The 25,940-nt window shown below is 36.0% G+C and carries 23 protein-coding genes; 13 read left to right on the top strand and 10 right to left on the bottom strand.

The window, feature by feature from the left end:
• Positions 1–40: 40 nt before the first annotated feature.
• Together ACN1CN_RS14320 and ACN1CN_RS14315 are read right to left on the bottom strand one after the other, a co-directional pair.
• Positions 41–2,728, bottom strand: a complete 2,688-nt coding sequence (locus ACN1CN_RS14320; RefSeq protein WP_419136138.1) for a carboxypeptidase-like regulatory domain-containing protein — start codon at positions 2,726–2,728, stop codon at positions 41–43.
• A 30-nt stretch (positions 2,729–2,758) separates the two neighbouring features.
• Entirely contained in the window at positions 2,759–3,673 is a 915-nt protein-coding gene (locus ACN1CN_RS14315) for a GLPGLI family protein (protein ID WP_419136137.1), read from the bottom strand.
• A gap of 245 nt (positions 3,674–3,918) precedes the next feature.
• Between ACN1CN_RS14315 and ACN1CN_RS14310 the strand changes: the two genes are divergently transcribed.
• The 4 genes from ACN1CN_RS14310 to ACN1CN_RS14295 all read left to right on the top strand — a co-directional run bounded on the left by ACN1CN_RS14310 (position 3,919) and on the right by ACN1CN_RS14295 (position 6,275).
• Positions 3,919–4,737 (top strand): hypothetical protein, encoded by an 819-nt coding sequence (locus ACN1CN_RS14310; RefSeq protein WP_419136136.1) that lies wholly within the window; start codon positions 3,919–3,921, stop codon positions 4,735–4,737.
• Positions 4,737–5,351: a deoxynucleoside kinase gene (locus ACN1CN_RS14305; RefSeq protein ID WP_041516522.1), complete on the top strand. Its 615-nt coding sequence runs from the start codon at positions 4,737–4,739 to the stop codon at positions 5,349–5,351. The genes ACN1CN_RS14310 and ACN1CN_RS14305 overlap by 1 nt, the downstream gene beginning before the upstream one ends.
• Before the next feature lie 253 nt (positions 5,352–5,604).
• A complete protein-coding gene (locus ACN1CN_RS14300) occupies positions 5,605–5,901 on the top strand; it encodes a type II toxin-antitoxin system HigB family toxin (RefSeq protein ID WP_264526181.1) in 297 nt (98 codons plus the stop codon).
• Between the two features lie 5 nt (positions 5,902–5,906).
• Entirely contained in the window at positions 5,907–6,275 is a 369-nt protein-coding gene (locus ACN1CN_RS14295; protein WP_264526180.1) for a helix-turn-helix domain-containing protein, read from the top strand.
• 230 nt (positions 6,276–6,505) lie between these two features.
• Here ACN1CN_RS14295 and ACN1CN_RS14290 read toward each other — a convergent pair whose 3' ends face one another.
• From ACN1CN_RS14290 to ACN1CN_RS14265, 6 genes are all read right to left on the bottom strand, one after another.
• Positions 6,506–9,055, bottom strand: coding sequence for a sodium-translocating pyrophosphatase (locus ACN1CN_RS14290; protein WP_419136135.1), 2,550 nt, complete (start codon positions 9,053–9,055; stop codon positions 6,506–6,508).
• A 122-nt stretch (positions 9,056–9,177) separates the two neighbouring features.
• Positions 9,178–9,708 (bottom strand): inorganic diphosphatase, encoded by a 531-nt coding sequence (locus ACN1CN_RS14285; RefSeq protein WP_173966547.1) that lies wholly within the window; start codon positions 9,706–9,708, stop codon positions 9,178–9,180.
• Between the two features lie 110 nt (positions 9,709–9,818).
• Positions 9,819–10,418 (bottom strand): DNA-3-methyladenine glycosylase family protein, encoded by a 600-nt coding sequence (locus ACN1CN_RS14280; RefSeq protein WP_419136134.1) that lies wholly within the window; start codon positions 10,416–10,418, stop codon positions 9,819–9,821.
• Positions 10,419–10,465: 47 nt separating this feature from the next.
• The gene (locus ACN1CN_RS14275) at positions 10,466–11,515 is read right to left on the bottom strand and encodes an acyltransferase (protein ID WP_419136133.1); all 1,050 of its coding nucleotides are present in this window, start codon (positions 11,513–11,515) and stop codon (positions 10,466–10,468) included.
• A 34-nt stretch (positions 11,516–11,549) separates the two neighbouring features.
• Positions 11,550–14,051, bottom strand: coding sequence for a DUF5686 and carboxypeptidase-like regulatory domain-containing protein (locus ACN1CN_RS14270; RefSeq protein ID WP_264526176.1), 2,502 nt, complete (start codon positions 14,049–14,051; stop codon positions 11,550–11,552).
• Between the two features lie 70 nt (positions 14,052–14,121).
• A complete protein-coding gene (locus ACN1CN_RS14265; protein WP_264526175.1) occupies positions 14,122–15,099 on the bottom strand; it encodes a pyruvate dehydrogenase complex E1 component subunit beta in 978 nt (325 codons plus the stop codon).
• Between the two features lie 493 nt (positions 15,100–15,592).
• Here ACN1CN_RS14265 and ACN1CN_RS14260 point away from each other — a divergent pair, with 493 nt between their 5' ends.
• The 4 genes from ACN1CN_RS14260 (at position 15,593) to ACN1CN_RS14245 (ending at position 19,140) form a co-directional block, all read left to right on the top strand.
• On the top strand, positions 15,593–16,339 hold the full coding sequence (locus ACN1CN_RS14260) for an electron transfer flavoprotein subunit beta/FixA family protein (RefSeq protein ID WP_173966556.1): 747 nt from the start codon (positions 15,593–15,595) through the stop codon (positions 16,337–16,339).
• Between the two features lie 75 nt (positions 16,340–16,414).
• Positions 16,415–17,383: an electron transfer flavoprotein subunit alpha/FixB family protein gene (locus tag ACN1CN_RS14255; protein WP_419136132.1), complete on the top strand. Its 969-nt coding sequence runs from the start codon at positions 16,415–16,417 to the stop codon at positions 17,381–17,383.
• A 166-nt stretch (positions 17,384–17,549) separates the two neighbouring features.
• Positions 17,550–18,173 carry a bifunctional nuclease family protein gene (locus ACN1CN_RS14250; RefSeq protein ID WP_173966558.1) on the top strand — a complete coding sequence of 208 codons (624 nt, stop codon included), beginning with the start codon at positions 17,550–17,552 and terminating at the stop codon, positions 18,171–18,173.
• A gap of 115 nt (positions 18,174–18,288) precedes the next feature.
• Positions 18,289–19,140 carry a thymidylate synthase gene (locus ACN1CN_RS14245; RefSeq protein ID WP_419136131.1) on the top strand — a complete coding sequence of 284 codons (852 nt, stop codon included), beginning with the start codon at positions 18,289–18,291 and terminating at the stop codon, positions 19,138–19,140.
• A 38-nt stretch (positions 19,141–19,178) separates the two neighbouring features.
• On the opposite strand, the gene ACN1CN_RS14240 is transcribed toward ACN1CN_RS14245, so the two are convergent.
• A complete protein-coding gene (locus ACN1CN_RS14240) occupies positions 19,179–19,475 on the bottom strand; it encodes an isoamylase early set domain-containing protein (protein ID WP_264526171.1) in 297 nt (98 codons plus the stop codon).
• Between the two features lie 237 nt (positions 19,476–19,712).
• Here ACN1CN_RS14240 and ACN1CN_RS14235 point away from each other — a divergent pair, with 237 nt between their 5' ends.
• The 4 genes from ACN1CN_RS14235 (at position 19,713) to ACN1CN_RS14220 (ending at position 22,573) form a co-directional block, all read left to right on the top strand.
• On the top strand, positions 19,713–20,057 hold the full coding sequence (locus tag ACN1CN_RS14235) for a 2TM domain-containing protein (RefSeq protein WP_264526170.1): 345 nt from the start codon (positions 19,713–19,715) through the stop codon (positions 20,055–20,057).
• A gap of 11 nt (positions 20,058–20,068) precedes the next feature.
• The gene (locus ACN1CN_RS14230) at positions 20,069–20,551 is read left to right on the top strand and encodes a dihydrofolate reductase (RefSeq protein ID WP_419136130.1); all 483 of its coding nucleotides are present in this window, start codon (positions 20,069–20,071) and stop codon (positions 20,549–20,551) included.
• 578 nt (positions 20,552–21,129) lie between these two features.
• Positions 21,130–21,861 carry a bifunctional demethylmenaquinone methyltransferase/2-methoxy-6-polyprenyl-1,4-benzoquinol methylase UbiE gene (ubiE, locus tag ACN1CN_RS14225; RefSeq protein WP_264526168.1) on the top strand — a complete coding sequence of 244 codons (732 nt, stop codon included), beginning with the start codon at positions 21,130–21,132 and terminating at the stop codon, positions 21,859–21,861.
• A 1-nt stretch (position 21,862) separates the two neighbouring features.
• Positions 21,863–22,573, top strand: a complete 711-nt coding sequence (locus tag ACN1CN_RS14220; RefSeq protein ID WP_173966564.1) for a porin family protein — start codon at positions 21,863–21,865, stop codon at positions 22,571–22,573.
• Positions 22,574–22,582: 9 nt separating this feature from the next.
• Here the strand turns inward: ACN1CN_RS14220 and ACN1CN_RS14215 are convergent, their stop codons facing one another.
• Positions 22,583–23,311 (bottom strand): TrmH family RNA methyltransferase, encoded by a 729-nt coding sequence (locus tag ACN1CN_RS14215; protein ID WP_291285864.1) that lies wholly within the window; start codon positions 23,309–23,311, stop codon positions 22,583–22,585.
• Positions 23,312–23,348: 37 nt separating this feature from the next.
• Here ACN1CN_RS14215 and ACN1CN_RS14210 point away from each other — a divergent pair, with 37 nt between their 5' ends.
• Positions 23,349–25,910, top strand: coding sequence for a BamA/TamA family outer membrane protein (locus tag ACN1CN_RS14210; RefSeq protein WP_419136129.1), 2,562 nt, complete (start codon positions 23,349–23,351; stop codon positions 25,908–25,910).
• The last annotated feature ends 30 nt before the right edge of the window (positions 25,911–25,940 follow it).

Below are 25,940 nucleotides of genomic sequence, written 5' to 3'. Positions count from 1 at the left end.
TAAAATGAATACTGAAAGTCCATACTTTGTACTTAAAATACTATAAATTATATTTCATCGAAAAGATGATGTAACGGGGCTGTACCGTATATTGAGAAACCCTTGTAGAAAACTGTGAGAAGCTGTCGTCATTGAGATACTTTGTATTTAAAAGATTAGTCGCCGCGATTTTATACTCCCATTTGCTGTCCTTTTTTTGATAAATTAAACTGGCACTTAAAAAATCATATTCGTTATCCACCGTTTTGTTGCCATTGTAGTAGTGGTAAAACTCATATTCTGAAACAAACGAAAAGCTGTCCAGAAAGTAATAATCCAATCTTGCAAAAGGCTTATCTGTATAAAAGGTTGAGCCACTGTATTTGTTAATTAGTGCATTATATCCAAATTCGATGTTCGGAAAGTTTTTATAGTTTGTTGAAGCTCTTAAGGTATAACTTTGACTAAAACTTTCGGTAGTGGCCAGTACATTATTCTGAATGTTATTGAATTTTGACCAATTGAAGCTGGCATTAACCGAAGCTTTATAGTTTTTCAGGAAAGAGCGCCCGTAATTCCCCATTCCGGTAAAAGTTTCATCGGCCAGATTGGAATTATACGGCGACGAGGACTGATTAATTCCTTCAAAATTTGCTTTCGTTTTAATAGCATCGACTTTTTTAGTATAGGTTGCGTTGGCAAAAATGTTCTCAAAATTGAACATATTGTATTTGAAATAACGCAGCGAATGTACCTGTGATGTTGCATTCTCCAGATAACGATTCCCTCGGAACAAACTGCTGTAATCAGACAAAACATAACCTGAAGCCAATTGATTGATATCGGTAAAATCGTTCGACAAAGCAAAATTATAAGTCAGCGTTTCCGATTTTTTGATTTGATACAGGGCAAAAAAATCAGGCAATACTTTGATGAAGTTTTGCGAATAATCTGTACCGGATTGGGTGTTTTTCATGTTGTAAGTATGCACACTCACCCCCGGTGTCAGGGTAAATTTCCCAGCCAGTATCTTGTAATGAAACCCCAGAAAGGCATCATTAAAATTGTACTTTACCAGGTTATTATTCCCCGGATCGTTCAGGTCATTTTTAGTACCATTGTCTAAAATCTGAAAAATGTGAGAGTTAAAATCCTGAAACGAAAATGTATTTCCAAGGGTAATATTGATGTTGCTTTTTGGCGTTACCATATAGTAATAATCCAGTTTGGCATCTACTTTATTGGTTTTCACAAATCGATTCTGGTTCAGATCGTTTCTGGCCTGTCCTGAAGTATAACCCGCCAGGTCAAAAGGCTGCGTGCGCAGATTGGCATTGTAAAACGGGTTTTCATCCTGATACAAATGCTGCATTTCAAAAGCAAAAATATTCTTGTCGCTCTGCGTATAATACAAACTCAAATCCTGATTGATCGAGGTTGGATCCTGCTTTTTATTAGTTAATATAGTCTCCAGGGCCGAAACATTGTTTACAACCGATTCCCGCAGCAGATTGGTGTCTTCATTTTGCTTGGATAATTTTGTCAGGATATCATAGTCAAACTGAAATTTGTCGTTGGGTTTATAAGTCGAACTGAGTTTAAACAATCCCAAATTATTTTTCTGATGAGTTAGCTCATCTCTTTTTTGCTCGTTTCCTGAATCTAAAATAGTGGTTTGCGATTTGGTTTCCAGATCTGTTTTTGAAGCCGATAGTATTCCGAAACCGCTAATATTCCATTTTTTTGTAATGGAGTAGGCAAAATTTGTGGCTCCGAATTTTGTTTCAATTTCTTTAGCCCGATTGTTTCTCAGAATCGAAATTCCCAAGTCGTTGGACGATACATTAAAATTACTCCCGCCCTTTTTCATCATGTTTTTAAAGCCTCCGGTGAACTTAAAATAATCCTGTGCGGTAAGAGGCAATTCGCCAATATTGTTAAAATTGGTAATTAAGTTAATGCTGTATTGCGGGCTGTAATAAAACAATTTAGGGTTGATGATGTAGCGACTATCGACTTCCCCAACCCCTGTTCCGGCTGTTACATCGCCAAACCAAAAGTTCTTTTTCCCTTCCTTCAGTTTAATATTCATTGCTACATTGTCCTGATCGTTCTCTAAGCCTTTTAGTGCCGAAACTTCATTGTAGTTTCTAAGAACCTGAATTTTGTCAATAGCATCGGCCGGAATGTTTTTAACGCCAAGTTTGGTATCTCCGTCAAAAAAATCTTTTCCTTCGACCATTAGTTTGCTGACTTTTTTACCTTCAACTTCAATTTCTCCATCGGCATTTACCTCAACACCCGGTAGTTTTTTCAATACATCTTCCAGTTTTTTTTCGGTTCCGGATTTAAACGAATCAGCATTGTAAACGATGGTATCTCCTTTGATCGAAACGGGCATTTCACGAACGATCTCAACCCCTTCCAGCTCAATACCGGCATCATCCATCACTATATTCTGAACGATATTGGTGCTTTGCGTTGTAATCGCAATTTCTTTCGATTTCATACCGAGGTAACTGATTTTAATCGAATAAGAAGTGTTTGGCTTCAAGGTCAATTGAAACTTTCCTTTGTCGTTGGTAATTCCATAAGAGTCCATCGCTTTTGTAGCGGTGTTAACAGCCATAATATTGGCCATCTCCAACGGATTCTTTTTTTCATCCTGAATAAAACCATCAAAACGAACCGTTTGGGCAACACAAAGAGAGGTCATTAAAAAAATGACTAAGAGAAGTATATTTTTCATCGGAAAAAACTAAAGGTGATGCACTACAAATTAACGTCTTATCAATACAGGGCCACCGCCAGGACCGCCTTCACGGCCACGGTTCATTTCTCTAAATTCCTCCATTTTTTTAATGACTGTTTCGTCATAGTCCTTTTGAGAAATTACTTTCCCTTTTTTAGAAGGTTTGATTTCTGCTTTATCTTTGGCGTTCAATACTATTTTTGAACATAAAATGGTAGTTCTTCCGTCGTTTACTTCCAGAATTAATCCCGGTAGTCCCCAATAATTCTCAGGTCCTTGATTTACCGGAATCTCCGGCGAATACCAGGCAGTTATAATAATCTCTTTGGGCATTTCAAAATTGTCAGCGAAGTTCGTTTTGGTTTCTCCCGAAGTTTTTCCGGCATCGTCTTTTTTCGCCTCCGGTTTTTTATCGTCCTTATCTTTAGGTCTCAAATTCCTAAAATCGGTTTTGCTAGGCTCTTTAATTGCCGTTGCTTTGTAGCAGGTATATCCTCCTATCTGTTTCGTTTCAGCTTCCATTTTCCAGTTTAGCTTCGGCAGAGAATCTATTACGAGGAATTCTTTTCCCATAAACTCCTTATCTACAGTGTAGGTTTTGCTTTTTACATCTTTATAAAAGGTTCCGCCACCACCCATAAACGAATTTACCATCACACGCATTCCTCCTGCCTGCTGTCCCGGAGCATCAAGCTTCTCTTCTTCTTTATAAATAGAAGCCGACTTGTCAAAATTCAGAATGAATGTCTTTTCAAGCATTTTCTTCATTCGCTCTTCAATATTCTTTTGCATTTCGGGCGTAATATCACGATTGCCTCGCATTTCCCCCATTTTTGGAGCCTGTGTTTTTGATTCGTAAACTGCCATTCCCTGAAATTCTTTCTGAGCCTGCAGCTGTGTAACTACAAGCAGCATTGACATATAATAGATTACTTTTTTCATTGTGTTTTCTTTAAAAGGTGAGAGGGTCTAACAAACTTATATTCAAATGTATTGTTTATTTTAAAATACCGAAAGTTAAATATATCAACTCCCCTATGCTATAGACAAAATCGCCTATTGGCTAGACTATTACGTTTTCTGAAGTGCCAAAGTCTAAATCTCGGTGTTTTACGCAATTTCTACTATACTTTTGCGCAATTTCTACCGTAGTTTTTTGTAATTTGGCTCTTAGAAACGTAAACATCATGAACAGAGCGGCACATCCATTTCTTTTATCCTTTCTTTTTGTGATCTGTTCGTTCTCCGCGGTTTTTTCGCAAAGTCAAAAAATAAAGACGGTACCTCTTTCTCATTTAACCAATACTGCCGATCAGTTTCTGGGTTATGATTCTTTTGGATACTACTATCAGATTAAAAATAATGTATTCAGCAAAATCAAAGAAAAAGAGGTCTTTGAATATAAAAATGTCTCACTCGGAACAATCACGAAAGTCGATTTACAAAATCCGCTTAAAATAGTTTTGTTTTATGAAGACTTCAATACTGTTATTTTACTGGACAATCAGCTCAATAAAATTACAGAGATTAATTTCTCCCTGAACAATACCCCTATTATTGCTTCTGCCATTGGAATGTCAACGCAAAATCGGTTGTGGATTTACAATAGTTTAAATCAGCAAATCGGTCTTTTTGATTATCTGAATAACGAATACAAAACCGTTTCGACACCCTTAACAGAATCGATAAAATATTACCTGACCGATTTCAATACTTTTTATTGGATCGACAAAAAAAACAATTGGTTTTCGTGTACTATTTTTGGAAAAACCACCGCTTTGGGAAAAGTACCCGATTTTGATGCTATCGAAATTGTGAACCATCACCAGTATATTTTCAGCAAAGCTAATTTGCTGTATTTTAAAGACATTACTACTGCAGATCCAAATGCATTTTCTGAAATTGAAGTTTTAGAAAAATCGTTTGACAAATTCTGCTACAAAGACCAAATTTTATCTATTTTTACAACTAAAGAAATCACAAATTATAAAATCGTAACACCGTAATGCACATAGCAATAGCAGGAAATATAGGAGCTGGAAAAACTACTTTAACTAAATTATTGGCTAAACATTTCAAATGGGAACCCCATTACGAAGATGTAGTTGATAATCCATATTTAGATGATTTTTACCATCAGATGGAGCGTTGGTCGTTTAATCTTCAGATTTATTTCTTAAACAGTCGTTTCCGTCAGGTATTGCAAATTCGCGAAAGCGGGAAGAAAATCATTCAGGACAGAACCATTTATGAAGATGCTTATATTTTTGCTCCCAACCTGTATTCGATGGGATTGATGACAAGCCGTGACTTTGAAAATTACACCTCTCTGTTTGAATTAATGGAATCCTTAGTAAAAGCTCCTGATTTATTAATTTATTTAAGAAGTTCAATTCCAAACTTAGTGGGTCAGATTCACAAACGCGGACGCGATTACGAAAATTCTATTTCAATTGACTATTTAAGCCGTTTGAATGAAAGATACGAAGCATGGGTGCAAACCTATACCAAAGGAAAATTATTAATTATTGACGTTGACAATATTAATTTCGTAGACAATCCTGAAGACTTAGGAAACATCATTAATAGAATTGATGCCGAGCTAAACGGACTGTTCTAGAAACACGAATTTCACAAATTTATACCAATAAAAATGCCTCTAAATATTTAGAGGCATTTTTTGTTGTTTGTATCTTTCGAAACCGGATTAAAATCCGGTTCTACAAAATAGGTCGAGCCGATGGGGCTTTTTTTCAGAAATAATAAAAGGGGGGCTTTTTTAATTTCTTTTTTGTAAATAATTACTTACTTTTATTTTGCCTTTTAATCATTTCCCAAATTGGGAAAAAATTTCTATCTTTGCCAAATCAATTATGAGAATAATAGCCAAAAGAACCTTGCAAAATTTTTGGGAACGTTTCCCAAATGCAAAACAACAGTTATTATCATGGTATCAAATCTTTGATAAAAATAATTTTGATAATTCGAATGCAATAAAATCAATATTTGGTTCTGCAGATTTTATCGGTCATAATAAAGTCGTTTTTAATATTTGTGGCAATCATTATCGGTTAATTGTAAAAATTAATTATGAAACTCAAATTGTCTATATTTTATTTGTGGGTACCCACCGTGATTATGACAAACTTGACGACATTAAAAACTTATAAGTAATATGGAAATACGACCTATTAAAACGGAACACGATTATGATCTTGCTTTAGAGCGTGTAAATGCTATTTTTGATGCGAAACCTAATACAGATGAAGGTGATGAATTAGATATTTTGGTTACACTCATTGAAAAATATGAGCAAATAAATTATCCCATTCCTGAACCTGACCCAATTGAAGCCATTAAATTTATGATGGAACAAAATGGACTTACTGACGCCGATTTGGGGGTTATTTTAAACAGCCGCTCAAGAGTATCCGAAATTTTCAAACGAAAAAGAGCCTTAACTTTAAACCAAATCAGGATTTTGACAGAAGCGCTTCATATTCCTGCTTCAACCTTAATTAAAGAATATGCTTTAAATCCATAAAAAATGCCTCTAAATATTCAGAGGCATTTTTTGTTTTTTATATGTTTCGAACCTACGGTTCTTTGTTTTGTGTTTTTTCTCTAAACCGGATTAAAACCGGTTCGACAAAATAGATCGAGCCGATGGCTCTTTTTGGGGAATACTCATCGAAAAATACGAAGAAATATATTATCCGATTTCAAAACCCAATTATCCTAACCGATTTTAAAAACCTGTTAGGATAGGTATATTTATTTTACTGCTTCAATTTTTGCTTTTACTTCGGCTTCTGTTCCTTCAAAAACTTCTGTGGTGGTTTTACCGTTTTCGGTTTTGGTTACCGTTCCTACTGTGACACCGTTGGCAGTTGATAAGTTAACTTCTACTCTTTTTTTACTGTATTTTGTAGTATCAAAACAATCTGTTTTTTGGTGAATGTATTTTCCGTTGGCATCATAATGTGACAGACATTTTGCGGTTTCTTCTGCAGAACAGCCTTTTTCTTTGCACATTTTAATACATTCTTCTTTGCTCATTGCAGAGAAATTGCCACATTTCGAAACACCAGCTGCATGCATTTCCATTTTGCAACAAGTCCCTTTTTCGGTCGTTCCTGAAGACGAATGTCCTTCTCCTAAAATAGGTGCAATTACCAAACCGATCAAACAAGTCAGTTTGATTAAAATGTTCATAGAAGGCCCTGATGTATCTTTAAACGGATCTCCAACTGTATCTCCTGTTACTGCTGCTTTGTGTGCATCAGAACCTTTATAAGTCATTTCACCATTGATTAAAACTCCTGCTTCAAATGATTTTTTAGCATTGTCCCAGGCACCACCGGCATTGTTTTGAAAAACAGCCCAAAGTACTCCGGATACCGTTACTCCGGCCATATATCCTCCTAACATTTCAGCTATTAACTGATTGTTGTCTGCATAAACTAATTTACCTAATAATACAATTGCAATTGGAAAACCAATGGTTAGAATTCCCGGAAGCATCATTTCGCGCAAAGCTGCTTTTGTGGAAATTTCGACACATTTACCGTACTCCGGTTTTCCGGTTCCTTCCATAATACCCGGAATTTCCTTAAACTGTCGACGTACTTCATATACCATATCCATCGCTGCTTTTCCAACAGAATTCATCGCCAATGCCGAGAAAACCACAGGAATCATTCCACCCACAAACAACATGGCCAAAACCGGTGCTTTAAAAATATTGATTCCGTCAATTCCGGTAAAAGTCACATAAGCTGCAAATAATGCCAAAGACGTTAAAGCCGCTGAGGCAATGGCAAATCCTTTTCCGGTTGCAGCGGTCGTATTACCAACTGAGTCCAAAATATCAGTTCTGGTACGCACTTCTTTTGGTAATTCGCTCATTTCGGCAATTCCTCCGGCATTGTCTGAAATTGGTCCGAAAGCATCAATTGCCAATTGCATGGCTGTAGTAGCCATCATTGCAGAAGCCGCTAAAGCCACTCCGTAAAATCCTGCTAAGGCATAAGAAATCCAGATGGCAGCAGCAAATAATAAAACAGTTGGAAAGGTCGAAATCATTCCGGTTGCCAAACCTGCAATTACATTTGTTCCTGCTCCAGTTGACGATTTTTGTACAATCGCCATCACCGGTTTTGTTCCCAATCCAGTATAATATTCGGTTACTGATGAAATAGCTCCACCCACCACTAATCCAACCAATGTGGCATAAAAAACACGCATGGATGAGATGTCTTTGGATCCTTCTCCGAAGAAACTCATTTGCATGGTTTCCGGCAGCATATGCTGTACTAAAAAGAAACAGGCAATTGCGGTTAAAACAATTGAAACCCAGTTTCCTATATTTAAAGCTTTTTGTACCTGTGCTTCTTTGGCATTATCATCGGATATTTTTACCAGTGTCGTTCCGATAATCGAAAATAGAATTCCGAAACCGGCTATTGCCATTGGAAGTAAAATGGGTCCGATTCCTCCAAAAGCATCCTGAATGTTGCCTCCCATATCTTTAATCACATAGTTTCCTAAAACCATTGCAGCCAGAACTGTCGCTACATACGAACCAAATAAATCGGCTCCCATACCGGCAACGTCTCCTACGTTATCTCCTACGTTATCCGCAATTGTAGCCGGATTACGAGGATCGTCTTCCGGAATTCCTGCTTCCACTTTACCTACTAAATCGGCACCAACATCGGCAGCTTTAGTATAAATTCCACCTCCTACTCTTGCAAACAAAGCAATGGATTCAGCGCCAAGCGAGAACCCGGCCAATGTTTCGAGAACAACCGTCATTGTTTCTGTGTCTTTCCACACTCCTCCTGATAAAAGGTTAAAGAAAATGATAAAAAAACCTGTAAGTCCAAGAACAGCTAAACCCGCAACACCAAGTCCCATTACGGTACCTCCGCCAAACGAAACTTTTAAAGCCTGCGGTAAACTTGTTCGGGCTGCCTGTGTAGTTCTAACATTAGTTTTAGTGGCTATTTTCATCCCGATATTACCGGCATAAGCTGAAAATAAAGCTCCAAATATAAAAGCTACTACTATTAATAAATGCGTTTTAACTCCCGGGATAAAAGTAATTCCGGCTAAAGCAATACTGGCAATAATTACAAAAATGGTCAATAATTTATATTCTGCTTTTAAAAAGGCGAGGGCTCCCTCGTAAATGTGTTCTGAAATCTCTTTCATTTTTCCGTCGCCCGCATCTTGTTTTAAAACCCAAGCCCTTTTTATTCCCATGAAAAGTAATCCTAAAATTGCCATAACGATTGGCAAATAAATCATAAATGCATTCATAATATAGTAATGGTTTTTTGGTTAATAGTTAAAAGTCAATAAACTAACTCGAACGAATTTAAACAAAAAAGCAATACTCCTGACGGTAGTATTGCTTTTTTTATAATGGTGCGGGCTAAAAATTATTTAATGCTAAATAATCCCTCCGGTTTGTTTTCAATATCATCAAAACGTTTGGTACACTCAGCGATAATTGCAAATGCTTCGTTTACATCTCCCCATCCTTCTACATCTACTTGTTTGTTTTCAAGATCTTTGTATACCTGGAAAAAGTGCTCGATTTCTTTTAATAAGTGTCCGTTGATATCAGAAAGATCATTTAATGAATTCCAGATTGGATCAGAAACTGGTACACAAATAATTTTTTCGTCTGGTCCTTTATCATCTGCCATGTGGAAAACCCCAATTGGCTTCACTTCCATAACACATCCTGGGAAAGTTGGTTCGTTTACTAAAACCAATACATCAAGAGGGTCACCATCAAGAGCTAAAGTTTCCGGAATAAATCCGTAATCAGCCGGGTACATCATTGAAGAGAATAACATTCTGTCGAAACGCATTCTTTTAATTTCAAAATCGTATTCGTATTTGTTTCTGCTTCCTCTTGGTATTTCGATTAACACATCGAAAGTTGTTAGTTTGTCTGCGGTCATTTTCGTTTTTTATTGTTTCTATAATTTCGACTGCAAAAGTAACTAAAGAATCCCTTTTTACAATAAAAAACTGCATTTATCTATGTACTTTTCTTTTAAAAAACAGGGAGTTAATAGGTAATCTTTCGATTTCTTTTGTTTAGATAATAATGCCAAAGCAAATAGGTCGCATAGGACCTATACGGACTCCATTGTTCGGCATGAATTTCCATTTCCCGTCTGTCGTGAATATTCAGTAATTCTTTGATGGTGTTGACAACTGCAATATCTCCTAATGGAATCAAATCGGGTTCCTGAAGGCAAAACATCAGATAAATATCGATTGTCCAGTTTCCGATTCCTTTCAACTGTATAAGCTCGTCCCGAACTTCTTTTGCCGATTTTACGGCCAGACTTTCAATGTCCAGTTCTTTACTCAGGACGGCTTCTGCCAGTATTTTAATGTATTTTGTTTTTTGACGGCTTACACCCAATGCGCGGAATTCTTCATCTGATAAAACCGCCATGGCTTCAGGATTACAGACGGTATAGGCTTTTATTTTTAAGAATGTAGCTTTCGCCGAATCGATCGAAACTTGTTGCTCCAGAATCAACAATACCAGGGTTTCGAAACCTTGTGGACGTTTTGGAATTGGCGGCAGTCCATATTTTTCGATAATTTCCAGAAAAACCGGATTTTTGGCAGATAGAAAATCGATGGCTTCTTGCATAACCTTATTTTAAGTGGATTCAAAATTAAATAAAATTACGGCAATTATTATCCTGAAATATATTCCCCATAAGGAAGTTTATTGACAGCGTAGATAATAACAGCAGACAACAGCAAACACAATAGCGTCGTAATAGGAATGGCCAAAACCGGATTTATAAAATCATAATCGATTCCTGAAGACACCAGAAACCGCAAAACCAGAATATGAACCAGATAAATACCATAGCTGTATTTGTTGATAAAACCAATCACCCGAACGAGAGTTGGATTTGAAATTTTCGAATTTTTGAAGAAAATAAACAATCCAATAGAAACCAGCATGACATTAAAAGTCAGGTAGCCATAGAAATATTCATTAAAACAGTCTTCTGCTGTCGACAGGAAATAAGTTCCGAGAATGGTAATAAGAGCGCCTAAAAAAAGCAACAACACCGAAATCTGTTTCAGCCTTCGGGCATCGTATTGAAAGGACTTAACCGACAAATAGTATCCCAAAACCAGATACCCTAAAAAACCTGTAAAGTAGGTCAGATCAACATTGATTCGAAAGGCAGCAAAAATGGGCTGATTAAGCATTAAAGCAAAAATCCAAATGCCTAAAAAGTACAAGATCTCTTTTTCAGTAGCATTCTGAATCCACTTGCTTATAATCGGAATAAAAAGATAGATCCCGATGATCATATAAATGTACCATAAATGAAAGGAACTCCCTCCTATAAGAAGCGTGAAGGCCCGATTAAAAATATCGACAGCTTTTTCAGATTGCACCAAAAATTCACTTCTGACGGTTAACAGTATGTAGAAGAAACTCCAGAACAGGAAGGGCAGAATTATTCTTGAAAATTTTCTTTTCAAAAAATCACTCAGTTCGTATTTTTTATTGAGCATTAATGCTCCGGTAAGCATCAGGAAAATCGGAACGCAAAAACGTACCAGACCGTCATAAACATTACCAGTCCACCAGGTAAAATTGGATATCGTACCATACTGATACAGAATATCACAGGCTACGTGTACAACAATTACACTGACAGTGGCTAAAACTCTAAGATTATTTGTCCAATTTAAATTCTTACTTTCGATAGCTATACTCATAGCAACTAAATTAAGAAAAAATCTGACAATTTATCTAAAAATAAAAACCAAACGATCCTTTTATTGCAAACTTAGTAGCGTCCGGCATGTTCATATAATTTCCTCTCCAGGAGAAATCAAGACGGAATACTTTGAAGATATTTCCAATCCCGGCATTGTATTCCCAATACACATTTTCCGGCGCATTATAAGGCAATCCTGAAGCATTAATGGCACGGTTAGCATTAGAAATAGTTCCGTGTACCGCTCTTACTCCTACAAATTCTCTCCAGTTTAATTTTCTCATGAACGGAATTCTTGCAAACAGCCTTCCTCCAAAGTCATGATTCCATTGTAAAGTGGTATACTGGTCCGTTATAAACTCGTAGAAATTTAAGTTACTAAAGGTATTTTCGATGGTAAAATAAGTCTGATTTCCGGGAATTACACTCATCAATCCTAATGGAATGGTACCAAAGGTTTTTCCGGTTTCAAGGATAATATTCGATCTTCCTAATGGCCCGATAATAATAGGCTGCTTGTAAAACAGCTGTACTTTTTGGTAAGCAAAATCGCTGTTTAAAACTCCTTTCAAACCATAACTAAAGTTTACAAAGAAATGACTGAACGGACTGTCAACAATATTTCGTTCTACTCCAAAACCGATTGTCTTACGATTAGGCATAAACTCAAACTGAATATTCGCTTCCGACTGCGTTACCTTGTTTGCTATTACCCCAGCCGGATTTGCTGCTGTTGGCAAAGTAGTATAATAGTCTAAACTAAAGATCGGAGAAGCCGATTCTAAAGTTCTGTATGAAACTCCAGCCTGAACAACAAAATTCTTCATAGGCTCCATTTCAAGCGAAATATTACTCAGATTAATGTTGGTCAATTTTCCATTACTTCCCGTGGTAAATAATGCAGAAGAAGCAAAACTTCGTCCTAAAATATCATTTGTAGTCGTTAAGCTGGCACCAATTTGCTCGATGTCACGCCTGTTTCCTCCGGAGATAATGATTCGGTTTTTCTTATCCACCATCCATTTTCCGGAAACTCCGTATTTGAATTTATTATCGTCAAAACCATATGCGGTGTAAGCCTGTATACGCCATGGATCATTAGGGCCAAAATAAGTCCTTCCTCCTGCTCGCAATCTCAACCCTTCAACTTCATTATACCCGAAAGTAGAGAAGATAGGTCCAAAATCAAAATTCTTAAACTCAACGTAACCACTACCCAAAATAGAAACTAAACTATAGAGCTGTTTGAATCTTTTGACTGTTTGCAGCGTATCAAGCATTTTGTAAATACCCTGCTCGTCCTTGTTGAGTTTTTCAAAACGGTTTTCATCCCAAAATTCATTCGATTTGTTGTAAACAGCATTATCAATAAAATTGACTTCCTGCTTGTAAAAACTCTCCGGTTTTTGAAGATTAAATTTATGGCCTTTATACAAAGTTGTACGTTTCCCGTAAACTCCTTTTGATTTTTCTTTTTTATTCAAAGCAAAATCAGACATCATATAATCACGGGTTAAGAGAAATACAGAATCATTCTCCACCTCAAATTCCTGTTCGATATAAATATCTTTTACCCAGTTAATATTGGCGCTTTTAGTAACGGCCATATTAATTTTTTTGATCGCAAAAGTGGTATCGTTTACCCAAAAATCTCCTTTAAAAGTCAGCTCATTTTTACGTCTTGGGTAAAAAACGATATTGTAACACCATTTTTTATCGACATAAGCACTGTCTTTTAAAACATAATTATACACATCAATTCCTGTTCGGGAAAGCGGACTTGTAAAGCTCTTATCGAAAAATTTCAGGTGATTGTCGTAAATATTATAATCGGAGTACAGATCCTTCACGAAAGATAAAATCTGCTGATTGCCATTGAACCCGGAAGTTTTATTTCCGGTCAGGTTCTCTTTTGTTTTCTTTAATTTATTATCTCCATACACATCATACAGCGACTCACTAATAAAAATCGGCAGATATGTTTTCCCAGTAACTTCAGATGTATCAACATGTTTGAATACAAATTCCATTCCCTTGAAGAGTTTATTTTTCATAAAAGCACTGTCGATCGTGTTCATATCAAACTCGACTTTCTCGTACTTTTGCATCTGATACTGATTGAATTGGTACAGTCCGTTTTTACGTTTGCGCTCCCATATTTTTCTCAGAATATCCAATGCCGGATTATTTTTCTTAGAGGTCTTTCCGGTAAAAATCACGACTTCATTCAGTGCTTCAGCTTCGCTTAAAACGATCTTAAAGTCATAGTTTACGGCTTTTTCCAGCGTAACCTCCCGATCTGAAAATCCAGCCGAACTTACTAATAAGGTGGTGTAAGTATTAGGCGATTCGAGATAGAAACGTCCATCTTCATTAGAAACGATCCCCGTATTGGATCCTTTAAAAACAACATTAGCAAACGGAATTGGCTGATTAGATTTATCCAAAACAATTCCACTCACTTTGGTTTGTGCAATAACGCTACCCGCCATTGCGAGTACAAAAAACAAGCTGAGTAAAATTATTTTTTTCATAATCTGGCAAAAAAAAACTTCATCAATAATAGGTATGACTGATGAAGTTTTATAAGTATCGTTTAATTTACTATTTGTACATTACTTTCTTTACTGCTTTTACTACATCAGCTGCATTTGGCAACCAGTCTTTTAGTAAAACAGGAGAGTAAGGCGCAGGTGTATCTGCAGTTGTTATACGTTGAATTGGCGCATCAAGAAAATCGAAAGCCTGTTCCTGAACGATATAAGTGATTTCAGATGAAACACTTGCAAACGGCCATGCTTCTTCTAAAATTACCAAACGGTTTGTTTTTTTAACAGAAGTAAGAATAGTCTCTTTATCCATTGGACGAACTGTTCTTAAATCGATAATTTCACAAGAGATTCCTTCTTTAGCCAATTCATCAGCAGCAATAAAAGCTTCTTTGATAATTTTACCAAAAGAAACAATTGTAACATCTTTTCCTTCGCGTTTAATATCGGCAACTCCTAATGGAATTGTATATTCTCCGTCCGGCACCTCTCCTTTGTCACCATACATTTGCTCAGATTCCATAAAAATTACAGGATCATTATCACGAATAGCAGATTTTAAAAGTCCTTTTGCATCATAAGGAGTTGAAGGTACCACAACTTTAAGTCCCGGAGTATTAGCAAACCAGTTTTCTAAAGCTTGTGAGTGAGTCGCTCCTAATTGACCTGCAGAAGCAGTTGGTCCACGAAAAACGATAGGCACATTAAATTGTCCACCTGTCATTTGACGCATTTTAGCAGCGTTATTTATAATTTGATCAATACCTACTAAACAGAAGTTGAAAGTCATATACTCTACAATAGGACGACATCCGTTCATAGCTGATCCTACTGCAATCCCTGTAAAACCAAGCTCAGCAATTGGAGTATCGATTACTCTTTTTTCGCCAAACTCAGCAAGCATTCCTTTTGAAGCCTTGTAAGCTCCGTTGTATTCTGCAACTTCTTCGCCCATTAAATATATGGATTCATCGTGACGCATTTCTTCGCTCATCGCTTCACAAATGGCCTCTCTAAATTGTATTGTTCTCATATTTATATTGTATGTTGAATTTTCTGAAGAGCAAAAATAAATATTTTAAATAACTTAAAAGCATAAATTAAATTTAAAATCACACGAACTTCCTTCTGTCATCCGCTTTTAACTTTTTAAATTTTATTGTGACATTTACGAAATCGATGTAATAACTACTTTATCACCCAAAAAACTTTTTTCAGACAAACTCAACTTTTTTTGTTGGATTCTGATTCAGCAAAATTCTTCCTCTCTAACGCAGCATCTCAAATTATAGTATAAATTGAGGCAAATTTTAACAGTTCTCCAGCTCCCCCATTTTGAAAAATCCCTAAGAATCAGCAAACATCACTACATTATCACTATTTGATGCCCCTAAAAGGCTTTCATAATTTCAGAATCTGCGAAAACGTAATAGTTTTAAAAAAATATTATGCATGCATAGTATATTATTTCAATTTTAATTTCTAAATTTGTAGAAGCATTTTATAATTTATCAAAATATATACTTATGAAAATATTAGTTTGCATCAGCCATGTGCCTGATACTACTTCAAAAATTAACTTCTCCAATGGTGACTCAGAATTCGATACCAATGGTGTTCAATATGTAATTAATCCTAATGACGAGTTTGGTCTTACCCGTGCAATCTGGTTTCAGGAGCAACAAGGTGCAACTGTAACCGTTGTAAATGTTGGAGGACCTGATACTGAGCCTACTCTACGTAAAGCTTTGGCAATTGGTGCAAACGAGGCGATTCGTGTAAACGCTAACCCAACTGATGGTTTTTTTGTTGCAAAACAATTGGCAGAAGTAATTAAAAACGGCGGTTATGATTTAGTAATTGCCGGAAAAGAATCTTTAGATTATAACGGAGGAATGGTTCCTGGAATGATCGCCGGAATCTTAGGCTCTAACTTTTTAAACTCTTGTACTGCTATCACTGTTGAAGGCAACAATGTAAAAGCAGTTCGTGAAATCGATGGTGGAAAAGAAACGGTAAGCACTACTTTACCTTTGATCATTGGTGGTCAAAAAGGTCTTGTTGAAGAAAAAGACCTGCGTATTCCAAACATGAGAGGAATTATGACAGCAAGAACAAAAGCTTTAACTATTCTTGAACCAGTTGATGCTCCTGTAAATACAAAAGCGGTTAAATTTGAAAAACCAGCTCCTAAATCAGCAGTAAAATTAGTTTCTCCTGATAATTTAGATGAGTTAATCAATTTATTACACAACGAAGCGAAAGTAATCTAGTAATCAGTATTCAGTCTCAGTTTTCAGTTTGCATAAACTTGAAACCTGAAACTTTAAACTTCTAAACAAAAAATTATGTCAATATTAATATATGCAGAATCTGCAGAAGGAAAATTTAAAAAAGTTGCTTTCGAATTGGCTTCTTACGCTAAAAAAGTAGCCGAAACTTTAGGAACAACAGTTACCGCTTTAACTGTAAACATTAGCGATGTAAGCGAATTATCAAAATACGGAGTTGATAAAGTATTAAAAGTAAATAACGACAAATTAGCTGGTTTTACTGCCAAAGCTTATGCGGATGTTATCAAACAAGCCGCTGAAAAAGAAGCTACAAAAGTAGTTTTACTTTCTTCTACAACAGACAGTATTTACCTTTCTTCATTAGTTGCAGTAGCTTTAAACGCTGGTTTCGCTTCAAATGTAGTTGGATTACCATTAAGCACTTCCCCTTTTCAGGTAAAAAGAAATGCTTTTTCTAATAAAGCTTTCAACATTACTGAAATCGCTACAGACGTAAAAGTTCTTGGTCTGGCTAAAAACTCTTACGGAATTTTTGAAAATGCAGGATCTGCTACTGAAGAAGATTTTAACCCAACCATTGGTGACAATGATTTTGGAGTAAAAGTAGAATCTGTAGAAAAAGTAACCGGAAAAGTATCTATCGCTGATGCTGACGTTGTAGTTTCTGGAGGACGTGGATTAAAAGGTCCGGAAAACTGGGGATTAGTTGAAGATCTTGCTGCAGTATTAGGCGCTGCAACAGCATGTTCTAAACCGGTTTCTGACTTAGGATGGAGACCTCACAGTGAGCACGTTGGACAAACGGGAAAACCGGTTGCCACTAACTTATACATTGCAATAGGAATTTCCGGTGCAATTCAGCACATTGCAGGTATCAACTCTTCAAAAGTAAAAGTTGTAATCAACAATGATCCTGAAGCTCCTTTCTTTAAAGTAGCTGATTACGGAGTAGTTGGTGATGCTTTCGAAATTGTTCCGCAATTAATTGAGAAACTAAAAGCTTTTAAAGCACAACATTCTTAGTTTAAAAATTCTCTATAAAAATATAGCTACCTAAAAACAAGATAAATCGTATCTTTGTTTTAGGTAGCTTTTTTGTTCCATATTTTTTGATTAAAATTGCACCTTTATTTTTCAATCAAAAAAAGTATTAAAATGAGGCAATAATTGCCCTTTTTTTCCCACATATATGAGTCTAGTAAAATTATCTATAAAAGGAATTTCATACAGTCAAACTCAAAATGGCGCTTATGCCTTAATTTTGAATGAAGTTGATGGCGAAAGAAAATTGCCAATAGTTATTGGTGCTTTTGAAGCACAATCTATTGCTATCGCCCTGGAAAAAGAAATTAAACCTCCTCGTCCGTTAACACACGACCTGTTCAAAAACTTCGCTGAAAGATTTGACATTGTGGTGAAACAAGTGATTATTCACAAACTTGTTGATGGTGTTTTTTATTCGAGTTTAATCTGCGAAAGAGATAAAATCGAGGAAATTATCGATGCCCGAACTTCTGATGCTATTGCATTGGCTTTGCGTTTTAATGCACCGATTTTCACTTACAAAAATATTCTGGACAAAGCCGGAATTTATTTAAAATCAAATACTGCAGAAACCGATCAGGGTTCTCAGGAAATTGATGATGTGCTTTCGAATCCTGAAACCTTTGGCCGTGAAGAAGAAAGCAACCAATCCGGAGATGTTTACGCCAAACATAGCCTGCAGGAACTTAACGAGCTTTTAGATCAGGCCGTTTCTCAGGAAGATTATGAAAAAGCAGCTAAAATTCGGGACGAAATTTCGAAAAGATAATTTAAGGCGATAAGCCACAGGCATTAGGCCGTAAGCTTAAAGCGCGAAACATAAAAAACAAGCTATAAGTATTTAGGATAAAGCCTAAAGCTTAAAGCCCAAAGCTTAAAGCACCATGAAGCAATACTTAGATTTAGTACAGCATGTTTTAGATAACGGCTGTCAAAAAGGAGATAGAACAGGAACAGGAACCAAAAGTGTTTTTGGTTACCAAATGCGATTTGATTTAAGTGAAGGTTTCCCAATGGTTACTACCAAAAAACTGCATTTAAAATCGATCATTTACGAACTGCTTTGGTTCTTAAAAGGAGATACGAATGTAAAATACCTTCAGGAAAACGGAGTAAAAATCTGGGATGCCTGGGCAGATTCTAATGGCGATTTAGGTCCTGTTTACGGACATCAATGGCGCAATTGGAACAGCGAAGAAATTGATCAGATCTCTGAATTGATTACAGAGCTAAAAACGAACCCGAATAGCCGAAGAATGCTGGTTTCAGCATGGAATCCTTCGGTATTGCCGGACACCAAAAAATCATTTGAAGAAAACGTTGCCAACAACAAAGCAGCCTTACCTCCCTGTCATGCCTTTTTTCAATTTTATGTTACAAGTCCTGACACTGAAAAAGGAGAAACAAAAGGAAAACTTTCTTGTCAATTGTACCAACGAAGTGCTGATATATTTTTAGGAGTTCCGTTTAACATCGCTTCTTATGCTTTGCTTACCTTAATGATTGCACAGGTTTGCGATCTGGATCCGGGGGAGTTTATTCACACTTTTGGAGACGCACACATTTACAACAATCATTTTGAACAATTGGAGCTGCAACTAACACGCGAGCCAAAACCTTTACCAAAAATGGTTTTAAATCCGCAGATTAAAAACATTTTCGATTTTGATTATAACGACTTCACGCTTTTAGATTACGAGCCGCATGCCGGCATAAAAGGAAGTGTTGCTGTATAAAACATAAAAAAATCCGCTTAAGATTTAAGCGGATTTTTTTATACTACCAGAACGCTATTTTCGCTTCCGGCATAATCATTCCACTTATACGAATCTGCTTCAGGATCGTTCGCATAAACGCCGTCAATTACATATTTGAATTCGTAAATAGCATCTTTCACCAAGTCATAAGTTGCTTTAAAAGTTCCGTTTTTCAACTTACTCAAAGTTCCTTCTTCGGGATTCCAATTGTTAAAATCGCCAACAACCGCTGCCGAATTTGCCTCTTTTGCTTCTATTGTAAAGGTGACTTTACATACCGGTTTTGTTTTCACAAATTGTTTCTTTAAAGACATAACTGTTTAATTTTTAGATTCATAGACTAAATTACACAAATTCGGCTGAACTCCGGACACCCCTGTAATCGATTTGTGATAATATCAAAAACACATTATTTTTTTAACCATATCAATAAATAAATCCACATAAAATTTTGGAATTCAAAGTGCTAAGTCGCTTTAAAAGAAATATTCCCGAAACTAAATAGGGTCATTACAAAATAAATTTTAACTTTATGACCTCATTTATATCTTATGGAAAAGGAAGCACACGAACAATACGAATATGCCAGAAGAAGAATCAGACAAAAGAAGATCCTTTATTTTCATTTTGTACTTTTTCTTTTAGGAAGTTTATTTTTGTTTATCGCCAATAGATTTTTCGGTTTAGGAGCCACCACCGGCCAAAACTGGTGTATTTGGGTCATCACAATCTGGTTCTTTATCTTTATTTTACATTTCATCAAAGTGTACATTACAGACCGTTTTATGAACAAAAAATGGGAAAGAGAACAAATTGACCGCCTTGTTGCTTTGCAACAGAAAAGAATTACTCAGTTAGAGTCGAAAGTAAATGAAGATTCTGAAAATAAAATTTAGTTTAGAATGCCATGATTATAATGATAGCGGCTGTTGCCGAAAATAACGCACTTGGAAAAAACAATGAATTAGTTTGGCATTTACCAAATGATTTTAAAAGATTTAAAACTCTTACGACCAATCATCACATCATTATGGGGAGAAAAACTTTCGAAAGTTTCCCTAAACCTTTACCCAACAGGGTTCATGTTGTCATAACACGCCAGAATGATTATCAACCGGAAGGCTGTATTGTGGTAGATTCTATTGAAAAAGCAATCGCAATCTGTCCTGAAAATGAAGACTCCTATATTATTGGAGGCGGTGAAATTTACAACCTCGGCCTGCCTTACACGGATATCATTGAAATTACCAAAGTACACCACACTTTTGACGCAGATGCTTTTTTTCCTAAAATTAACGAAAATGAGTGGCAGCTTGTAGAAGCAGAAGAAAACTTTAAAGACGAGAAACATCTTTACGATTATACTTACGAGACTTATATCAAGAAATAAAAAAAACATCCTCTTTTGGGAGGATGTTTTTAAATGTAATTAACCTTGATAATGGACTCACTCAGGAAATAAGTTTAAATAGAATAACAAATGCCAGAATAGCATCTGAAATAATTGAATAACACTGTTTGTTGAGATTTTATCTCACGGGCCGTCTTTAATAACAAATACCACTAAGATATTAAAGACAAATTTCCAAAAACAAATTTAATCCTAAGAACGTATTTCACACTTTAAAAAAAAGAATAGAGTATTGACCCCCAAGAACAATACTTTTTTTCAACCTCTTTCCTGAACAAATTAAGTACAAGTGTAAAGTAATACTCAATTGTTTGAGCCATTTTTTAAAGATCAATCTTTAAAACTTCATTATTATTACTAAGACAAAAGTGCACATAAATGCATCGTCCCACAATACCCACTTTTGGTGATTTTTTCAAAATAACCATTTTTGGTGATGCCAGAAAATGAAATCTCCCACACCAATTAAAAGGCTACTTTTAAAACAATTAAAGCACAAAATAAAAAACCCAATTACAGTTAAGACAGATTGTATTATATTTGCGTAAATAAAAAAAATGTCTGAAAAAATAACCCCATATAAAGACTCTTCTTTAGGTAAAAAAGAGCAGGTTGCCCAAATGTTTGACAACATCTCCGGTAACTATGACAATCTAAATCGTGTGATCTCATTTGGAATTGACACCAAATGGCGAAAAAAAGTACTTAAAATTGTTTCGGATACCCAACCAAAAATTATTCTTGACATCGCAACCGGAACAGGTGATTTGGCGATATTAATGTCACAAACCAACGCTGAAAAAATCATCGGTTTAGACATTTCAGCCGGAATGCTGGAAGTAGGAAAGAAAAAAGTTCAGGCAAAAGGATTATCCAACACTATCGATTTGGTTTTAGGAGATTCTGAAAAGATTCCGTTTGACGACAATTATTTTGATGCTATAACGGTTGGATTTGGAGTTCGAAATTTCGAAAACCTGGAGAAAGGTTTTGCAGAAATCCTACGAGTTTTAAAGCCAAATGGTGTTTTTGTAATTCTGGAAACTTCCGTTCCGGACAAAACACCTTACAAACAAGGCTATAAATTTTACAGCAAAAACATCCTTCCAATTATTGGAAAACTGTTTTCTAAAGACAATTCAGCCTATGGCTATTTGTCTGAGTCTGCTGCAGTTTTTCCTTACGGAGAAGCTTTGAACAATATTTTAAGAAAAATTGGGTTTATAGATGTTGTGGCAATGCCTCAAACTTTTGGCGTTGCAACCATTTATTCTGCATCTAAAAAATAGTATGAAAAAAACTGTAGTCTTACTTCTATTAGTCTTATCGACACAAGGATATTCGCAATTTGCTAAGAGTATGTTTAGCAAAGATCCTATTATCAATCTCGAAAACTGGCAAAAACAACGCCTGTATTTTGGTTATTATCTTGGATTTAACAGTTTCGATTTTAAGTTTGACTACAAAGCTCCCGGTCCGGATATTCAGGTAAAAAAAACAACCGGATTTAATGTTGGTGTCGTAGCCGATTTAAGACTGCAGGAATACATCAATCTTCGTTTTGAACCGGGATTGTACTATACAAAACGTGACTTGCACTATCCAAATTTACCTTTACAGAAAGACTATCTTAGAGAAGTAAACAGTACGTACATTCATTTTCCTTTGCTTCTGAAATTCTCTGCTTTGCGTACCGGAAACATCCGTCCTTATTTAGTTGGCGGAATGTCTTCGACACTGAATTTATCGAGCAATGCCAAATCAAAAGACGACAACTTTGAAGGGAAATTCAGGGTAAAACAATGGACTGCTGCTTACGAACTGGGTTTTGGAATTGACATTTTCTCTGAATATTTCATCTTCTCTCCTTCTATACGAGGAATGTTTGGGATCAGCGATGAACTAATTCGTGATAATCCAGCAAACGGACCTAGCCCATGGACGGACAATATCGATTCGATGAAATCAAGAGCTATTTTAATAAATTTTACTTTCCATTAAAACAAATACTTAACTATTTCGTTTAAATTCACTAAGAATAATTGCTGTTGCGGTAGCTACATTTAAACTTTCGGTTTTTTGAAGCTCTCCAAATCTTGGAATTGTGATTCGGCTTGTGACCCTTTTTTCAATTTCTGCCGAAATACCATTGGCTTCATTACCCATGATAATGATTCCATCCTGAGGCAAATTGGATTTGTAGATGTTTTCACCATCCATAAAGGTTCCAAACACAGCTAATTTGGTTTGAGCTATAAAAGTTTCGAGATCGACATAACTAACATTTACTCTGGTAATAGATCCCATTGTGGCCTGCACCACTTTTGGATTGTAAATATCAACGGTTTCTTTAGAACAAACAATTTGTTTGATACCAAACCAGTCACAAAGACGCAAAATGGTGCCTAAATTTCCGGGATCGCGAATATCGTCTAATGCTAAAATCAAACCCGAATCGATTATTTCCTTTTCGGCAGGAATTTTGAAAACCGCCAAACAGGAATTTGGAGTAGACAAAGCACTTATTTTTTTAAGTTCCTGCTCATAAATCAGCGTTCGCTTTGAAGAATGAACTTCTTCAAAATCATTTAGAGTCGTGTATAAATGCTCTAATTCAAAATTGGATTGCAACAATTCTTGAATTACTTTTACTCCTTCGGCGAAAAACAATTGATTTGCAAAACGTTGCTTTTTTTGATGTAAACCTGAGATAAGTTTTATTTGGTTTTTACTAACCATAAAATAATGTACTTTTGAATTAAATATTTAAGAACACTTGAAAAAGAATTCCACAAAAATAATAGCATTTATCCTAATAGCAATATTTATTTGCGCTTGTGATGCTGTAAAAAGAGTTCCTGATGGAAAAAATCTTCTTGTTAAAAATACTATTCTTGTAAATGGCAAGTCAACTAACGACGAAACGGCCTTCAATCAAATGTATCAGAAACCAAACGGTACCCTATTAGGATATCGTCTTCGTTTGAACTTATACAACTTAGCCAATTTAAATCCGGATTCTACCTATAAGGCTAAATTCAAAAACAATCCGGGGTTGTACGAACGCCAGTCCAAACTTTTATCGGCCAAACAAGTCGATCGTCTTGGACAATCTTTCCTGTACAAAGGTATTCATGAGTTCTTAAAAAGCACCGGTGAAGCACCTGTAATTATTGACACTGCCAAAACAAAGAAAACACTTCTGCGTCTAAAATACTATTATTTTAACAATGGTTATTTTAAGGTAGCAACAGATTATAGCATTGACAGTGTTGGAAGAAAGAAAGCCAAAATAAATTACAATATTACAACTGGTCCTGCCTATACCTTAGACACGATTAAAACCAAAATAATGACTCCTGCGTTAGACTCATTGTATCGGATTAACAATGACCCTTCGGCTATAAAATCAGGAAAACAATACAAAACCAGTGATTTTGAAGAAGAAAAAAACCGTCTTACAACCTATTTCAGAAACCACGGAGCCTATTATTTTCAGCCTACATATGTGACTTTTGACATCGATACTATTGGCAAAAAGGACAAAGCCAATGTAATGCTGATTGTAAACAACAACAATATTCAGGAAAGAGATTCCAGCAGAACAGAGCCTTTTAAACTGTACAAAATTAGCGATGTAAACATCTACACCGATTATTCTGCTGCAAATGCCAAAAACAAAATTACAGACAGTACTACTTACAACAACTTCAACCTGTACAGTTATAAAAAACTAAAATACAAACCACGCGCCATTACCGATGCGGTTTTTATCAATAAGGGAAATACTTTTTCGGATACCAGAACGACCCTTTCTTCAAGAGCATTGAACAACTTGAAAATTTTCAATTATCCGTCGATTCAATATGAAGTGGACAAACGCGACTCGACCGCACAGTCCTTAATTGCAAATGTTTACCTTACGCCAAGAAAGAAATACAGCTTTGGAGCTACTTTTGACGTTACACACTCTAATATTCAGGATTTTGGTATCGGAGCCAGTATTTCCGAAACAATCCGAAACGTCTTTAACAGAGCTGAAACTTTAGAAATTTCAACCCGTTTGAATTTAGGTTCGTCGCGCGATATGGCGAATCCGAACAACAATTTCTTCAACGTTTCGGAGTATGGTGTTGATTTAAAACTAAATTTCCCAAGAATCTTATTGCCTTTTGGAACGGAAAAAATTATTCCGAAAAGAATGATTCCTTCCACCAGCATTGCGGGAGGTTTTTCCAAACAAAGAAACATTGGTCTGGACAAAGAAAATTTCACCGGAGGAATTGCTTACAACTGGTCTCCTAAACGAGGGAATACTGCAAAATTTGAATTGCTTAATGCACAATTCGTACGCAATTTAAATCCGAATAACTATTTTAACGTATACACTTCTTCCTATAGAGAGCTTAACAATATCGGTAAAAACTACAATATAAACGACTCCTATTTTGACAACACTACCGACAAAAATCTTACTATTCCTGAAGGAACTGCCGGATTTACTAGTGATGTATTATCCCGAAAAACAACCCTGACTCCTTCAGATCCGAACTATAGAGATGTAGAAAGCATCGAAGAAAGAAGGATTCGTCTGACTGAAAATGACTTTATTTTAGCCACCAGCTATAGTTTTACCAAAACCACTAAAAAAGATCTTGCCGATAATACTTTTTATCAGTTTAAAACTAAAATAGAATCGGCTGGTAGTTTGTTATCTGCTATTTCGCGTGTTGGGAACTTTCAGAAAAACGGAAACGGTAATTATGAAATTTTCAATCTGGAATATTCCGAATACATCAAAACCGAATTTGACTATATCAAACACTGGGATTTTGGAAAAGAAAAAGTACTTGCCGTACGAAGTTTTTTCGGAATTGCGATTCCATTTGGGAACTCAAACTACATTCCGTTCTCCCGAAGTTATTATGCCGGAGGTTCAAATGACAACCGCGCATGGCAGCCCTACGCTTTAGGTCCGGGAAGTACCGATGCCGTAAACGATTTTAATGAGGCCAATATGAAAATTGCAATGAGTGCCGAACTTCGTTTTAAAATTTTTGGTGCTGTTAAAGGAGCCATCTTTGCAGACGCCGGAAATATCTGGAATGTGCTCGATAATGTGGTTGACGAGAAGGCAAAATTCTCTGGCGTAAACGATTTAGCTGAAATTGCGTTGGGTACAGGATTTGGTTTACGCTACGATTTGAGCTTTTTTGTTATTCGTTTGGATATGGGCTTTAAGACCTATAACCCAGCACATGAGAAGGGAGATCGCTGGTTTAAAGAATACAATTTTGGTCACTCGGTTTTAAATTTTGGAATAAATTATCCATTCTAATGCTAATTAATTCTTATTTTTGCAACCTAA

It is taken from the genome of Flavobacterium sp. T12S277, assembly GCF_048514875.1.
GTDB lineage: Bacteria > Bacteroidota > Bacteroidia > Flavobacteriales > Flavobacteriaceae > Flavobacterium.
Note: the sequence above shows the minus strand (reverse complement) of the source record. Positions and strands in the feature narration are given on the sequence as shown.

Coding starts and splice junctions, on each gene's coding strand:
- ACN1CN_RS14310 (WP_419136136.1), top strand. CDS start 3,919: ATGAACAGAGCGGCACATCCATTTCTTTTATCCTTTCTTTTTGTGATC.
- ACN1CN_RS14300 (WP_264526181.1), top strand. CDS start 5,605: ATGAGAATAATAGCCAAAAGAACCTTGCAAAATTTTTGGGAACGTTTC.
- ACN1CN_RS14290 (WP_419136135.1), bottom strand. CDS start 9,055: ATGAATGCATTTATGATTTATTTGCCAATCGTTATGGCAATTTTAGGA.
- ACN1CN_RS14305 (WP_041516522.1), top strand. CDS start 4,737: ATGCACATAGCAATAGCAGGAAATATAGGAGCTGGAAAAACTACTTTA.
- ACN1CN_RS14260 (WP_173966556.1), top strand. CDS start 15,593: ATGAAAATATTAGTTTGCATCAGCCATGTGCCTGATACTACTTCAAAA.
- ACN1CN_RS14250 (WP_173966558.1), top strand. CDS start 17,550: ATGAGTCTAGTAAAATTATCTATAAAAGGAATTTCATACAGTCAAACT.
- ACN1CN_RS14215 (WP_291285864.1), bottom strand. CDS start 23,311: ATGGTTAGTAAAAACCAAATAAAACTTATCTCAGGTTTACATCAAAAA.
- ACN1CN_RS14265 (WP_264526175.1), bottom strand. CDS start 15,099: ATGAGAACAATACAATTTAGAGAGGCCATTTGTGAAGCGATGAGCGAA.
- ubiE (WP_264526168.1), top strand. CDS start 21,130: ATGTCTGAAAAAATAACCCCATATAAAGACTCTTCTTTAGGTAAAAAA.
- ACN1CN_RS14255 (WP_419136132.1), top strand. CDS start 16,415: ATGTCAATATTAATATATGCAGAATCTGCAGAAGGAAAATTTAAAAAA.
- ACN1CN_RS14275 (WP_419136133.1), bottom strand. CDS start 11,515: ATGAGTATAGCTATCGAAAGTAAGAATTTAAATTGGACAAATAATCTT.
- ACN1CN_RS14315 (WP_419136137.1), bottom strand. CDS start 3,673: ATGAAAAAAGTAATCTATTATATGTCAATGCTGCTTGTAGTTACACAG.
- ACN1CN_RS14235 (WP_264526170.1), top strand. CDS start 19,713: ATGGAAAAGGAAGCACACGAACAATACGAATATGCCAGAAGAAGAATC.
- ACN1CN_RS14320 (WP_419136138.1), bottom strand. CDS start 2,728: ATGAAAAATATACTTCTCTTAGTCATTTTTTTAATGACCTCTCTTTGT.
- ACN1CN_RS14240 (WP_264526171.1), bottom strand. CDS start 19,475: ATGTCTTTAAAGAAACAATTTGTGAAAACAAAACCGGTATGTAAAGTC.
- ACN1CN_RS14220 (WP_173966564.1), top strand. CDS start 21,863: ATGAAAAAAACTGTAGTCTTACTTCTATTAGTCTTATCGACACAAGGA.
- ACN1CN_RS14280 (WP_419136134.1), bottom strand. CDS start 10,418: ATGCAAGAAGCCATCGATTTTCTATCTGCCAAAAATCCGGTTTTTCTG.
- ACN1CN_RS14270 (WP_264526176.1), bottom strand. CDS start 14,051: ATGAAAAAAATAATTTTACTCAGCTTGTTTTTTGTACTCGCAATGGCG.
- ACN1CN_RS14230 (WP_419136130.1), top strand. CDS start 20,069: ATGATTATAATGATAGCGGCTGTTGCCGAAAATAACGCACTTGGAAAA.
- ACN1CN_RS14285 (WP_173966547.1), bottom strand. CDS start 9,708: ATGACCGCAGACAAACTAACAACTTTCGATGTGTTAATCGAAATACCA.
- ACN1CN_RS14295 (WP_264526180.1), top strand. CDS start 5,907: ATGGAAATACGACCTATTAAAACGGAACACGATTATGATCTTGCTTTA.
- ACN1CN_RS14245 (WP_419136131.1), top strand. CDS start 18,289: ATGAAGCAATACTTAGATTTAGTACAGCATGTTTTAGATAACGGCTGT.